Genomic DNA, 14,763 nt, shown 5'->3' on the forward strand with positions numbered 1-14,763 from the left:
GAGCTTGTAAAAGCTATGATCGACACAAGAACCACCGTATAGGTCCTCGCTATAACTATATCCCAAAACGCCCCAATTATAGATATCCACATGTCTTAGGTAGGAGCGTTTTCTTAAGATATTGTTACATAAGCCTACTTGATAATTGCACAGCGTATGCTCAATCGTAAAGCTCATCCAGTCGACCAAACTTCCAATTAAGTCAGTAAAGGATAGATTCACCTGGTTTGTTGGCTTTCTCTCAAATCCAGTCCTATCTTTGCGCCATGAAATCCGTCACGTCTCTCTTTCTAGGCATCCTGCTGTTGGTGGGCAGTCTGTTTCCCCAGACAGACGTGGAGGAAGTGTATAAAATTCCCGGCTTGCTGGCGCATTATCAACTGCACAAGAAAACGGCCCCGCGTGGCTTTGACTTCTGGCAGTTTCTGGACATGCATTACAATGCCTCCTCCCAGCATGCCAAGCTACCCCACGAAGGTGTAAAGATCCCACTCTATAATCACCTTTCTGCGGGCTTCGTCTTTACATTAACCCCCTTCCAGCCCCAGCGGATTCCGGCCGAATTGGTGTCGTTGATCCCCTGGCCACAGGTTCATTTCTCGTACGAGAACCTGTATTCGTTCCTCAACATTTCGTTTCTGTTTCAGCCTCCGCAGTTGGGCTAACTCCGTTTTTGTGGTGTAGGCTTGCCGACTGGGCATGCGCTTTCGCGTGTGGCTCGGTTCGCCGGCTATTCTTTCTCAACGAGTTATCCCCATCATGCTTTATAAAATCATTCAGTTCTCGGTGCAGAACAAGCTGGCCATTGGCGTATTCATGGCCATATGGGTCGCCTATGGTGCCTATCAGATGGGTCAGCTTCCCATTGATGCAGTTCCCGATATCACCAATAACCAGGTTCAGGTCATTACTACGGCGCCGTCGCTGGGGGCCGAAGATGTCGAGCGTCTGATTACGTTCCCTATCGAACAAGCTATCAGTAACATTCCTGGGCTTAAAGAAAGTCGCAGTTTATCGCGGTTTGGCCTCTCGCTGATCACCATCGTTTTTGACGATAATGCCGACGTTTACTGGGCTCGTCAGCAGGTTTCCGAGCGGCTGGCGCAGGTGGATATCAATCAAAACGCCAACAAGCCCGAGCTGGCTCCGGTGACGACGGGCCTTGGTGAGATCTACCAGTACGTAGTCAGGCCTAAAAAAGGATTTAAGAAAAAGTATTCCCTGGCCGACCTGCGTACGACCCAGGATTGGGTAATCCGTCGGGGGCTTCTCGGAACCCCAGGCGTGGCCGACGTCGCTACATTCGGGGGCGATCTCAAGCAATACGAAGTGGCCGTCAATCCGGCCCGACTGAAAGCGCTCAACCTCACGATCAGTGATGTGTTCACGGCCCTGAGCCGAAACAACCAGAATACGGGTGGGGCTTACATCGAAAAAGGACCTTCTGTTCTCTATATCCGGAGCGTCGGGCTGGCTAAAACCAGGCAGGACCTGGGTCAGATTGTGGTCAAGAATACACCAAATGGAACGCCCGTCCTGATTTCTCACGTAGCTGAAATCCGCCTGGGAGCTGCTATTCGGTACGGGGCATTAACAATGGCGGGTCAGGGTGAATTGACGGGCGGTATCGTGATGATGCTCAAAGGTGGCAATTCGTCGGACGTGATCCAGAACGTCAAAAAACGGATCGCCGAGATACAGAAAACGTTACCCGATGGTCTGGAAATCGAACCGTTTCTCGACCGGACTAAGATGGTCAACAACGCCATTGGCACCGTCGAACATAATCTGCTGGAAGGAGCCCTAATCGTGGTGCTAGTGCTGATATTATTCCTGGGCAACTGGCGGGCGGGACTGCTGGTGGCTTCCGTCATCCCTCTGTCCATGCTCTTCGCCATCTCCATGATGAATTCATTTGGGGTTAGCGGCAATCTGATGAGCCTGGGGGCGCTGGATTTCGGTCTGATCGTGGATGGCGCGGTTATCATCGTAGAAGCCATTCTGCACCACCTGCACGCATCCAAAAAGTACGCGACACTCAACCAGATTTCGCAGCACGACATGGACCAGGAGGTAACCGATTCGGCCTCCCGCATGATGAACGCAGCCGTATTTGGCCAGATCATTATCCTGATCGTCTACCTGCCAATTCTTTCCCTGTCGGGTATTGAAGGCAAGATGTTTAAACCAATGGCCCAGACCGTGGCCTTTGCCATTCTGGGCGCTTTCATCCTCTCGATCACCTACGTACCCATGATCAGTTCGCTGCTGATCAGCAAAAAAATCACCCCTAAACCCACGCTTTCGGATCGGGCGATGGCCCGGATCGAGAACGCGTATCTGGGGTTGCTGGTCAGGGCGTTACGTATTCGCAAGCTGATTGTTGGCGCGGCTTTCGCCCTGCTGGCGGTGGCGATTCTGTTGTTCAGCCGGATGGGGGGCGAATTTATTCCCCAGCTCGAAGAAGGTGATTTTGCGGTCGAAACCCGGCTGCTGGTTGGTACCAACCTCAGCACGACCATCGATGCCATTACCCGAATCTCGGAGACGCTGAAAGCGAAATATCCCGAAGTAGAGAAAGTCGTTTCCCGCATTGGTAGCGCTGAGATTCCGACAGACCCCATGCCCATTGAAGGCGGGGACATGATTGTCGTACTAAAAGACAAATCCCAGTGGAGTAGCGCGCATGCGTTTCCTGAGCTGGCCAGTAAAATGGCGGCCACGGCCCAGGACGTCATGCCCGGCGTGATGACGGGCTTTCAGTTTCCGGTTCAGATGCGCTTCAATGAATTGATGACCGGTGCCAAGCAGGACGTGGTCTGCAAAATTTACGGCGAAGACTTAAGCAAGTTAGCGACCTACGCCCTGCAATTGGGCAACATCAGCAAGACGGTAAACGGAACTGCCGACTGGTACATCGAAACCGTGACGGGTATGCCGCAAATCGTCATTGACTTTAACCGGAGCGAAATTGCCCGTTATGGATTGACGATTGAGGACGTGAACCGCACCATCAACGCTGCGTTTGCCGGGGCTACGGCGGGCCAGATGTACGAAGGCGAAAAACGCTTTGATCTAGTCGTTCGGGTAGGGAATGAAGGCCGCAAAAACATCACCGACGTGCAGAATCTGCCGGTATCTACCCCCGCCGGGGTGCAGATACCGCTTTATCAGGTAGCTACGATCCGGGAAATTGAGGGGCCTAACCAGATCCAGCGTGAGAATACCCGCCGACGGATCATTGTGGGGTTCAACGTCCGGGGTCGGGATGTGCAGTCCATCGTTGACGAACTACAACAAAAGGTAGCGGCTAACATCCAGTTCGAACCAGGCTACACTATTACCTACGGGGGAGCTTTCGAGAATTTACAACAAGCCAAAGCCCGCTTGAGTATAGCCGTTCCGGTGGCGCTGCTGTTGATCTTCGGTCTGCTGTATTTCACCTTTTCATCCCTCAAAGAAGGAGCATTGATCTTTACGGCGATCCCCTTGTCAGCGATTGGCGGGGTGTTTGCCCTGGTCCTCCGGGACATGCCGTTCAGCATTTCGGCCGGAGTTGGATTTATAGCCTTGTTCGGGGTGGCCGTCCTGAATGGTATCGTGCTGATCTCGGAATTCAACCGACTCAAGGAAGAAGAACGACTTCCGGATATCGGGAAATTGGTAATGACCGGCACCCTAAACCGGCTTCGCCCGGTTCTGATGACGGCGGCCGTAGCATCGTTGGGCTTTTTGCCGATGGCGCTGAGCAACGGGGCTGGTGCCGAAGTGCAGCGCCCCCTGGCTACAGTGGTCATTGGCGGATTGATATCGGCTACGCTGCTGACCTTGTTTGTGTTACCCGCGCTTTATGTCCTGGTTGAGTGTAAACCCAAACGAGTGGTTCCCAAAGAAGTAGCCGCGTTGCTCTTGGTCCTGCTACTGGGAAGCGTGAGCCAGGCGCAGGACCAAATAAACCCGATTGATCTGAACCAAGCCATGACGCTGGCACTCGTCAAGAACGGACAGGTGCAGAGCGCACGGCTGAGCGAGCAGGCCGGAGAACGCCTGCAGGCGAGTGCGGTGGACATTGCCAAGACGGTCTTCAGTGCCGACTATGGTAAGTTCAATAGCGTTAGTAACGATACGCGCATCGGGGTGAGTCAGGCGTTTAGTTTTCCGTCGGTCTACGCCAACCAGCGGAAACAGTTTGAGGCTAACTATCTAGCCGCTCAGGCGCAACGTAAACTGACGGAAGCCGATATTCGGGCTCTGGTGCGGCAAGCCTACTTTGACTACGCTGTCCTGCTTCAGCGCCGACAGCTGCTGATCTACGCCGATACCCTGTTTCGCCTGTTTGAAGCCAAGTCGCAGGCCCGGTTCGAGAAGGGGGCCGCCAACGTACTGGAAAAAACAGCCGCTGAATCCCAGCGCCAGCAAATTTCTAATCAGTTGACCATGCTCAACCGAGACATGGTTGTTGTGCGGAATGAATTTAGTCAGCTGCTTCAGGGAGGGCAGACCTATACCCCCCGCGTAGACAGCCCCCAGATTGATGAGCGACTCATCCTGGCTGATTCATCGACGAATAGCCTGCCGATCCTGGAGCTGGCCAACCAGCAGCAGCGGGCCGCTCAGTTTCGTTACCAGACTGAGAAATCCCGGCTATTACCCGATTTAATCGTGGGCTACAATAACCAAAGTCTGATCGGAACTCAGCTGGTCAATGGGCAGGAGCTGACCTATACGGGCAGTACCCGTTTTGGCTACGTCAGTGCGGGGGTGGCGATACCCCTTTTTTTCAAAGCCCAAAACGCCCGTGTTTCGGCGGCCAAACTAGATTGGCAACGCAGTCAGCAACAGGCCGATTATATTCAGCGCCAACTGGAAACCGACCGCCGAAACGCGCTTGAGCAGGTCCATAAATACCGCCAAAGTCTGACCTATTACCAAAGCCAGGGTCTGAGAAACGCGGATACTATCATTAGTACGGCCGATCAGCAGTTCCAGGGTGGAGAAATCGATTACCTGCAATGGGTTATTCTGGTCGGTCAGGCCATCAGCATCCGCAATGAGTACATCAACGCGCTCAGCAGCTACAACCAGGCGGTTATCCAATCCCTACAATTGAACAATCTGTAAGCTATGAAACAGGTCATAATCAGTATCATCAGTCTATGGACCCTGGTATCCTGCGAGAAAAAAGCCGATACCCAAACGCCCCCCGTAACGCAGAAAGTGGCCACGACAGCCACCAGCCAAACGGTATCATTTAACACCCAGCAGCTCATAAGCAGTGGAGTAGACGTGGGGAAGCCCCAGCGCGAGAGCGTTAGTGGCATCTTGAAACTTCAGGGAACCGTTTCCATACCACCCCAGGGCATTATCAGCGTCAGTTTCCCGTTGGGTGGGTATCTGAAATCGACGGACATGCTGGCCGGGATGCGCGTTAAAAAGGGGCAGGTTTTAGCGTACTTGGAAGACATGCAGTTCATCCAGCTCCAGCAGGATTACCTGACGGCTAAAGAACATTTTAGCCTAGCCGTCAGCGAATTTAACCGCCAGCGCGACCTGAACGCGACCAAGGCCAGCAGCGACAAGGTCTTTCAACAGGCGCAGGCCGACCTGGAAGGACAACGTATTCTGATGAACGCGCTGGGTCAGAAACTGGAAGTGATCGGCATCAACCCATCCAGACTGCAGGCCGATAATATCTCACGCCGGGTGGCTATTCATTCGCCCATTGATGGAATCGTCGCCAAGGTGAATGCCAACGTGGGGAAATACACATCGCCAACGGACATGCTGTTTGAGCTGGTCGATCTGCGCGATGTTCACCTGGTCCTGACTGTCTTTGAAAAGGACCTGGCGAAACTCTCCATTGGTCAGTCCATCACGGCCTACACCAACAGCGATCCGAGCAAAAAATATGGCGGCGAAATCATCCTGATTAACAAAAATCTGAATCAGGATCGGATGGCCGAAGTACAGTGTCATTTCAAGAATTATAATGTCTCTCTGGTACCCGGCACGTTCATGAATGGCGACGTAGCCGTCAATAACAAAGAAGCCCTAACCGTACCGGAAGGGGCTATTGTTCGCTGGCAGAACAAATCCTATGTGTTTACCGATCAAGGCAATGGAGACTTCCACATGACCGAAGTGAGACCGGGTTTGGTCAATCAGGGTCGGCAGCAAATTGATGGGAAGGGAATTACCAATCAGACGAATCTGGTTATCAAAAACGCGTATGCCCTGTTACTAAAGATCAAAAACGCAGAAGCTGACGAGTAAAATTCGGTGTAACGCATTCATCTTAGTTTTCTCATGGAACAACCATTAAAACCGCACCAGGCCGGGCCACGCCGGGCCGAGCGAGGGCAGCAAACTACGCTCATCGGCATTGGAGTTAGTATTGTGCTGCTGCTGGTTAAAGGCACCGCTGGCTATCTGGGCCATTCGTACGCCCTGATCGCCGATGCCATCGAGTCCGGAACGGATGTGATCACCTCAACTTTTGTCTGGCTTGGCCTTCGGGTAGCGTCCCGTCGTCCCGATCAGAACCACCCCTATGGACACGGCAAGGCGGAACCGCTGGCTGCCATTGTCGTGGCGTTTGCGCTGGTGGGTGCTGCCATTCTTATCGCCGTTGAAAGCATCCAGAATATCCGGGTGCCGCATAAAGTGCCCGAAGCCTGGACACTGGCCGTGTTGGCGGGGGTCGTCGTGGTTAAGGAAGTACTCTTTCGAAAAATAGCCCAGGTCGGTGCCGAGGTGGAAAGCAGCGCCGTTAAAGCCGATGCCTGGCACCACCGTAGCGACGCCATTACGTCGCTGACCGCCTTTATGGGGATTGGAATTGCCCTCATCGGTGGCCCTGGTTACGAAAGCGCCGACGACTGGGCGGCTCTGCTGGCATCGGGGTTCATTATTTTTAACGCCTATCACATTTTCCGCCCATCGTTCGGTGAAATCATGGACGAAGCACCGACGGGCGACTGGCAGCAGGAATTAGCGACGATTGCCCTTAGCGTACCCGGCGTGAAAGGGATCGACAAATACCGGGTACGAAAAACAGGCTTTGAGTACTTTGTTGATTTACACGTGCTAGTTCCGGGTGATTTATCGGTGAGCCAGGGCCACCGTATTGCTCATACGGTTAAAGCCGCTATTTTACAGGCAAAACCCGCAGTGTACGACGTGCTGATTCATATTGAACCGGCGTAAGCACGAACTAGCAGGCGAGGAAGTATGGATTGAGGCATCGTCGAAACAAATCTGGTGGGCTGTCGGATGCGCTCGATCAGATTCGTTTCGACGGTTAAGGCTCTCATCGGCATTTCTCACTAGAATCGGGAGTTAGGAGTCAAACTTGCGAGTTGGAACTACTCGACCTTCACCTGCGCTGATTTGCTTGATCAACATGTTCGATCAAAAAGTCATCTTATAAAACGCCCGGTTTCCAAATACCATGTAACGACATTATCAGACGAATCAGCATATTTAAGACAAGAGTCTCAAATTGCCGTCTCTTGAATCAAAGTATCTTTTAGTAAGCACCCTATGAGTTCGTGAGAATTTTTTGTAAACGATTAACCGGTGTTCAGCTATTCGTTTTAGAAAAAATTTGATAAATAAGGTCGCTCCTGTTTCAAGCTGAACAATAAAATTCTTCTATTGCCGTTTTATATATGTTATACTTCTTAAGCCCCATCGCTAGACCCGGTGGGGCTTTTTTATTGGCATCTTGATTACCTTTATTGATATGGAACCCGTATCTGATCAACCTCCCTCCCAGCCCGATCCTATAGTCATTCAGAAACAACGCGTGGAGGACGCTACTGATTTCTTGAGCATCTGTGATCGCCTATCGACTGGTTATGACAGCGGCTACTACTGGGAGGATGTGCAACGAGCATTGCGCATTGCCGCTGGCTTAGAAAAGTGGCCAGATTGATGCTCATTCACTATAACGTATTCTGCCTCTCCCCTCCCACTTTTCTACTAGTAGAAAAGTAGTCTACATTGTAAATTAGTCAGCTTCCCTATCCTTATAACAATAGGTAGAATGTCGATTGGTAGATTTCACATTTATTAAACGACCCTTCAATTGAAGTTACGCTTATGGTGGCTAGAAGAACACGAATCTAGGTAATACGACGGCTAAGCTTCCGTCACTGTTTCAGGTAGTGAAGCGCCACAACGCCCGATTTGAAAACGATTGTGTCAACTAACCTCAAATCAAGGTTTTCCTGAAGGCTGCCCCCTTCAATTAATTGTCTTCCTCTCCCCACCAGTACCGGGTGGACAACCAGATGAAATTCATCGATCAGGCCCGCTGCCAGCAATTCCGGCAGCAGACTGACACTGTCTACAGAAATTTTTTTACCCACTTGTTGCTTCAGCTTCAGCAGCTCTTGGACTGGATTGCTCCGGACAATGCGCGTATTTTCCTCCACCTGGTCTAAGGTTCGTGATATCACTACTCGATCGATCGCCGTCAGTTTTTGGGCGAAGCGATTTTCATCGGATGTACCGGATTGGTGTTTGGCCACATCAGACCAAAAGGGAAACATGAGCTGATACATAATCCGGCCGAAAAAGAGCAGATCCACCTCCTCCAGCAGGCTGGTGAAATACTCATGCACCTCTTCACTGGGATTGAACAGCGTGTGATCGCAATAGCCATCCAGGCTAATATTCATGGCGAAGGTTACCGTTCTCATGCGGGTATCCAGGGGTTTAGGGTTTCCACAAATGTAAACGGGGTGATCTACCAACAGGAGGGGCAATCACGACAATATCGGGGCGTTTTGTGGCCATTTGCGCTCACATGGCCTGATTAATTGTCGACCCGTAATTGAGCCTGTCATTTGAACTGGTACTCGCTGAAAGCAAGGTTTAAAAATTGCTAAATAAACCCTTCCCTGTTTCAAGCCCACACTAAACCGCTCGAACTAGCGTTTTATATGTGTTAAATATCTTAAGCCCCACTGGTCGAACCAATGGGGCTTTTCGTTTGGACGCTTAATTTTGCCATATTGACAACCTATCTGATCAACCTCTCTCCCAGCATGATCTAATAGCGATCCAGAAGCAGCGGGTGGTAGATGCTACAGATTTCTTGAGCATCTGTGATCGCTTGTCTACCGGCTATGACAGTGGCTACTATTGGGAAGATGTCCAACGAGCTATACGGATTGCTGCCGGTTTAGAGAAGTGGCCTGACTGATGAACTTTCAACTACACTAGTTGATAAGTACCCCAACATTCTCTTATGGTTCATTTATCCATTTTCGTAACATTTTCACAACGCTCCTTCGAAAATGCTACGACTGGTAAGCTGACTCGATTCTGTCATTTCCAAAAACATGTTACCAGCTAACCACTAAAATGAGTTTTAACCGGTTTCAATCAGCTATGAACAACACGCCTTATTTTTTGGCCATTACCGGTACAATGACCTCATCCCCTTTTACACTAAACCGATAAACACCCGCTTTTTCATCCCATTGTTCGACGACCGGTACGATCCGTGTCCGGCGAGGGCCTACTTTGTCGGATGAGTTGTGAATGTGGTAGACGTAATATAATTGCTTGTCGATCCCTTCAAACAGGTCACCGTGGCCTGATCCGTTTTCGCCAACGATCGAGCGATGAATGATGGGGTTACCGTTATATTTTACCCAAGGCCCGTAGGGCGAATCAGCCACGGCATAGCCAATCGCATAATCGATGTTCTGGAAATGATTGGCTGAATAAAACAGGTAATATTTATTTCTCAATTTAATAACCGTAGGCCCCTCCATAATGGGGGCGGATTGATAGTTAGGTGTTGCCTCCCAGGCCTGGGTTTGCTCAAAACATCGTTTCAGGGTTTGGGGCTTAATCGTTCCGGTTTTCAGATCAAACTCGGCGACATACAGGTAATTACCCTTATTAAAGCGTACACAGTAGAGGTAGTATGTACCATCGGTATCCTTAAAAAGATAGGAATCAATATTTTTCTGGGAGCCGTCAATTGGCCTGACCTCCTTTTGTCGGTAAGGACCTAGTAACGAGGTTGACTGGGCCAATGCGGTTTGCTCATCGGCCGTATACGTAAGATAATAGGTGCCCTTATCGTTGAGAATTTGGGGCGCCCAGAAGCCTTTGGTGCCGAAGGTGTGGTCGCCTTTAGTCAGGATCATCCCCAGTGAATCAGTTGCCTTGGCAGGCACGGCCCATGTTTTGAGGTCCTTTGACTCTAATAAGGCAAAACCCTGTGGCCCGCCGTTCCCCCCTTTTGAACCGGTCAGATAATAGTTGCCTCCTTCAACATAGATGGTCACATCGGCAAAAAAAATCTCCTGCTTTGCCTGTGCAGATGCCTGCAAAGCAGTTAGGGACAGGATCAAATAAATAAGAAGTGCTTTCATTTTAGGGGGTTTAGTCAGCCAATTGCCAATCGGCAAAAAGTACTTAATCACATTGTCACGCCGGAGTGCCGGACCGCAGCGTATCGATACGAACCGACAAATGAAGCCATTATTGGTAGGAAGTGCAACGAGGCAACAAATTGCGGCTTCACTGGAGAAGTGACGACCGCAACCGACAAAGTGATCAACCAAAAAAATGAACGGCTGCGTTTTCTAATCGCTAAGTAATCCGTTGTTAGGAATCTCTTTTTTTCGATACGTCATGTTTTTCCCAACGGTCCATCAAAAGGCAACAAACGGTTGGTCTATTCAATTTTACATTTTCTAAACGCTCGTTTTTTTTACGTATTAAGAATTGTAAAAAAGCAAGGCTGCCGTTGACGTACAGCACGTTTAGAACATCAGACATTATATGACTGTGACTCTCTTCTATAAACGTAAACTTGATGCCCCTGGTAAAAATATAAGTACCACCCGGCTCAATAACAATAGGCACTTTTCATAAGACTCAACATTCTGTAATTCAATTAGATAACTAGTATGAATAGTATACTAAATGACAAAACATTTGGCACTTTCAGGCTTGATTTAGGGTTATAATACTAGCGACCAGATACCCATTATTTGTACTGTATTAAGTGTGGCAATTTGATTCCCAAAGCTCGTTTGAAAGCCCTGCCAACGGCCAAAACCTGTGTCTATTGTTCACAAGCGCAACGAGTAGCGGGCTTTTCTTTGATTACGGGTAAGATCGAGTATTCCGCTCTTTAACTACTATCACAAGCTGATGCCCAACAGCTGCATAAAATGGGAGCCCGACGAGGCACCAGTGCCTCTACCTATATGAAGCGCGAGAAAGGTACATAGCATCAGTTAGTTGCCTTAATCGATCCTACTGTCGGCTAACTCAGCAACGAGTTGGCCGTTTTTATTGGACTCGATTCGTTTGACAAGCCGCTGAACCTGCATTTTATGAAAATTCGAACCACGCGGTGTTCTGAAGCCAGCTAGATTCAGTTGCTCAGCGATTTGTTCGTAGGTTTTGCCAGTTGAGCGAAGCATACTGATTAAGGCCGATGCCCGACGGCTATTTTCATTTTCTTCAGCAATCTCCCTGGATAGTTGAGCTCCCCTTAACCCAGCATCTGCTTTTTTAAGATTGGGGCCACCCCTCCGCCATTCACCAAGCCGAACCCGTCGAGCTTCAACGGCCTGTTGCGTTCGGATACTGATCAAGACTCGCTCCCGATCCGCGATGGCCATAAACAAGGTCAGCGTAAACTTGTCCAAGTTAGGAATATCGCAACTCTCCAATCGCTCATTGAGCTCCTTATAAATATGAAGAGCATTCTCCGTATTACGGCTCAGCCGGTCAATCTTGGCTACGACTAACGTAGCCCCTTCCTTTTTACAAAGTGCGATTGCCTTTTGGAGCTCGGGCCGCTTGTGAATCGTTTTTCCTGATCGTATGTCGGTAAACTCAGCCAGTATAGGTTTGTCTTTGTAAAAGTGATTGATATAGGCGCGTTGGGCTTCCAGTCCTAATCCTGACTCACCTTGTTTTTTGGTCGACACCCGAAAGTAAAGCACATACTTTCGTTCATTCGAGCTAACTTTCTCATCGGCCAGCGAATGGCTCTGATGAGGCGTTGTTTTTTTAGCCATTGCTATCAAATCGGGAAAGGCGTTAATTGTACAAATCCGGCGATTCATCACTGGCATCATTAGCGGCTACATCAAGGTTCAGCCAGTGGGCACGGTCACCAGTAGCTTCCACCTGGGCCTCAAACTTGAGCTCATCTTGTACCCATTCCGATGAACAACCAAATTCTTTCGCCTGATCTAAGACGGCCGAGACGATGACGGCCGTACGAGCCGGATCCTCGGTGATCGATTGCAAGCTGGCTACGGCCCGAACGTAATCATTATAAGTTAGCCGACGGGTAGGCAGATCACCTTTGGCCCACTGGTAAGCCAGGAGCCGAACCACGTTTCTTTCCTCATCTGAGTTCATTAATTTGTTGCTGTTTTTATCTACTTAAAAATAGACAAAAAAGCAGAAGTAACAAAGCCATAACGTCCGTCATGGCTTTGTTACGAGAATAAATATCATATAAAATTTGACTGACAGATTGGCATAGAAGGATAAAACATCCAATCATCTTCTAAACAATGACTAGCGATTTTGTGAAGGCATTTCAACAAGACGCTAATTTGAAGCGATCTTTCTTGATATAAGTATGTTAATAAAGGAGAAACTAACAAGTTAAGCCCAGCATTAAATTTCATAGTATTTTCAAAGATTTAACTTAAATTATTGAAAATATTTACTTGGAAATTAATGCAGATAAGATCAAAATAAGCAGTTAAACTGCCTTATAATTAAATAGTTTTAGGTTTAATCAACTAAATAAAATATTTAATCAATTATTTAGCTACACTTGCAAACTATACACATATATCACTTATAACTACCAACCTTGCGTAAGAGCAATTTCAGTACGCGTAGCCTCCACTTGATCTGCTAAATTTACTAATGAATTAAGCAAAACTGTATGGGCCCCTCCAATAGTTGAGTATTCCAATAATTTAATTTTCAAAGTTTGCTCTAGAATATTCTTCACTGAAGGAGAAGCACTCGTTTTTGATAATACGAAATAATGATCTCCAGAATTTCTGAATCTGTGTCTGTAATCCTCTAAAAGTAATCTAATATCAGGATCATTTGTACCACAACCTAAAAACAAGAACGTATGGGTAATCAATAATGCATCTAAGACCTCATACATAGACTTGTATTTCTGTCGTGCCTGCGCATAAGACTCTCTAGTAAAAATGAGATTATTAGGAGTTTCAACTTTGCCGTGTATTTTCAAGATCAACCTTTTATTTATCCTTAATGCCTCAACAATATCATCATCAGTATGTTCTTTAACTGTAACAGTACCGGCAGAGGTTGTAGATGCATAACGATCATAAATATTATCAAAGTTTGGTGTTATAACAATTTTAGAATCTAATCTATATATAGTTTCATGAATGCTGGCAGGTTGATAGCCTGGCGCTTGATACTCACTGATAACAAAATTATTAAATATAAAACTACCTAAAGTAGTTTTTAAAATTTCACAAGCTGTTAGAAAATCATTTTGAGATATTAATTTCAGTACTTCCCGTTTTACTTTCAGATCAGCAATATGGGCACAACCAGTCTCTAAAAAACTTTTCCAAGTTTTCGGCCTTTGCCCTGCAGCGTTTACTGAATTGGCTGATACCCCTGAACCTAACACAATGACACTCTTACGAAGTGCAATGTCATCGATGATATTTTTAGGCCAAACTATCATAGCATTATGAGATTCAAGGAGAGTTTATTAGCAATATCATTAAGCAAATCACCATATTCTTTCACTTTTGAAAAATGCGCTCCAACTATTCCCTCCTCTTTTCCTAATGAAAATATTGGTGCGTTTGATGATTGAGAAAATGGTATAAGACTATATAAATTAGGAATCTCACCTAAATTATATGAGATACTTTGAAGTTGACTATCAGGATTAAATAATGGAATCAACTGTTTTTCGATTGTATTTGGAATTTGCTTAATTATACGTTCAAAAGCACCGACTGCTTGCCGTTGTCCATCCTTCATTTTAGCAATATATTGTTGAGTAACATATCCAGCAAATTTTAAATCTGAAAATATCTCTTTACTTTGAATCTCATAAGGCTCTCCCTCCTGTTGTTTATAAGCTTGTAATCCCTTCGCAAAATTAGTCCTCCAGTCTCCAAGTGTTATTTCAATATTATTTATTGCTTTTAAACTAAATATATCTGCTGACATTGGGATTAAGAAAAAGTCGCTTGATAATAGTACTGCTCTGTTTATTGCGCCTAATGATGGACCTAAATCAAAAAAGGCTAAATCATATTCTAATGATTCAAGTTTAAAAAGAAGATCTTTAAAAATCATAGTTGTACGCAAAGCCCTCGAGGTTCCTTTTTCAATTCCATCAAACCAATCTTTACTCAAGTAATCTTCAAAAGTTGACACCTGAGGATCTCCAGGAATTATATCAACGTGAAATTTTGAACTTTTTACAATTGGCAAACTTTTAGTATAATATTGATCTTTTCTTTTAAGTGCGCTAAAGATATCATTCAACGTTCCAGATCCTTTGTTATATAGTTTTAAAGTAGCTTCATCATCAATCATATACAAAGTTGAATTACTTTGCGGGTCTGCATCAATAATTACTACTTTTTTGTTTTCATTAATAGCATAGTGAGCAGCCAAATTGCATAACAATGTAGTTTTTCCAACTCCACCTTTATTGTTAAATATCGCAATTGATCTCATAGGTAC

At 47.1% G+C, this 14,763-nt stretch carries 12 protein-coding genes; 6 read left to right on the plus strand and 6 right to left on the minus strand.

What is annotated here, in order from left to right:
* Nucleotides 1–266: 266 nt before the first annotated feature.
* From LQ777_RS29095 to LQ777_RS29115, 5 genes are all read left to right on the plus strand, one after another.
* Complete coding sequence (locus LQ777_RS29095) at nucleotides 267–665, plus strand: hypothetical protein (protein ID WP_232563826.1); 399 nt, start codon at nucleotides 267–269, stop codon at nucleotides 663–665.
* A gap of 94 nt (nucleotides 666–759) precedes the next feature.
* A complete protein-coding gene (locus LQ777_RS29100) occupies nucleotides 760–5,121 on the plus strand; it encodes a CusA/CzcA family heavy metal efflux RND transporter (RefSeq protein ID WP_232563951.1) in 4,362 nt (1,453 codons plus the stop codon).
* 3 nt (nucleotides 5,122–5,124) lie between these two features.
* Nucleotides 5,125–6,273 (plus strand): efflux RND transporter periplasmic adaptor subunit, encoded by a 1,149-nt coding sequence (locus tag LQ777_RS29105; protein WP_232563827.1) that lies wholly within the window; start codon nucleotides 5,125–5,127, stop codon nucleotides 6,271–6,273.
* A 33-nt stretch (nucleotides 6,274–6,306) separates the two neighbouring features.
* Nucleotides 6,307–7,206, plus strand: a complete 900-nt coding sequence (locus LQ777_RS29110) for a cation diffusion facilitator family transporter (RefSeq protein ID WP_232563828.1) — start codon at nucleotides 6,307–6,309, stop codon at nucleotides 7,204–7,206.
* 538 nt (nucleotides 7,207–7,744) lie between these two features.
* Nucleotides 7,745–7,936 carry a hypothetical protein gene (locus LQ777_RS29115; protein WP_232563829.1) on the plus strand — a complete coding sequence of 64 codons (192 nt, stop codon included), beginning with the start codon at nucleotides 7,745–7,747 and terminating at the stop codon, nucleotides 7,934–7,936.
* Between the two features lie 217 nt (nucleotides 7,937–8,153).
* Here LQ777_RS29115 and LQ777_RS29120 read toward each other — a convergent pair whose 3' ends face one another.
* A complete protein-coding gene (locus tag LQ777_RS29120; protein ID WP_232563830.1) occupies nucleotides 8,154–8,705 on the minus strand; it encodes a dihydrofolate reductase family protein in 552 nt (183 codons plus the stop codon).
* A gap of 708 nt (nucleotides 8,706–9,413) precedes the next feature.
* Nucleotides 9,414–10,397, minus strand: coding sequence for a glycoside hydrolase family 43 protein (locus LQ777_RS29125; protein ID WP_232563831.1), 984 nt, complete (start codon nucleotides 10,395–10,397; stop codon nucleotides 9,414–9,416).
* A gap of 648 nt (nucleotides 10,398–11,045) precedes the next feature.
* On the opposite strand from LQ777_RS29125, the gene LQ777_RS29130 reads away from it, so the two are divergent.
* Nucleotides 11,046–11,168, plus strand: a complete 123-nt coding sequence (locus tag LQ777_RS29130) for a hypothetical protein (RefSeq protein WP_232563832.1) — start codon at nucleotides 11,046–11,048, stop codon at nucleotides 11,166–11,168.
* A gap of 111 nt (nucleotides 11,169–11,279) precedes the next feature.
* Here the strand turns inward: LQ777_RS29130 and LQ777_RS29135 are convergent, their stop codons facing one another.
* The 4 genes from LQ777_RS29135 to LQ777_RS29150 form a co-directional block, all read right to left on the minus strand.
* Nucleotides 11,280–12,062 carry a recombinase family protein gene (locus LQ777_RS29135; protein WP_232563833.1) on the minus strand — a complete coding sequence of 261 codons (783 nt, stop codon included), beginning with the start codon at nucleotides 12,060–12,062 and terminating at the stop codon, nucleotides 11,280–11,282.
* 22 nt (nucleotides 12,063–12,084) lie between these two features.
* Nucleotides 12,085–12,411 carry a hypothetical protein gene (locus tag LQ777_RS29140; RefSeq protein WP_232563834.1) on the minus strand — a complete coding sequence of 109 codons (327 nt, stop codon included), beginning with the start codon at nucleotides 12,409–12,411 and terminating at the stop codon, nucleotides 12,085–12,087.
* Nucleotides 12,412–12,868: 457 nt separating this feature from the next.
* Nucleotides 12,869–13,744 (minus strand): SIR2 family protein, encoded by an 876-nt coding sequence (locus LQ777_RS29145; RefSeq protein ID WP_232563835.1) that lies wholly within the window; start codon nucleotides 13,742–13,744, stop codon nucleotides 12,869–12,871.
* Complete coding sequence (locus LQ777_RS29150; RefSeq protein WP_232563836.1) at nucleotides 13,741–14,757, minus strand: ParA family protein; 1,017 nt, start codon at nucleotides 14,755–14,757, stop codon at nucleotides 13,741–13,743. The genes LQ777_RS29145 and LQ777_RS29150 overlap by 4 nt, the downstream gene beginning before the upstream one ends.
* Nucleotides 14,758–14,763: the final 6 nt, after the last annotated feature.

This window comes from Spirosoma oryzicola (assembly GCF_021233055.1).
GTDB lineage: Bacteria > Bacteroidota > Bacteroidia > Cytophagales > Spirosomataceae > Spirosoma > Spirosoma oryzicola.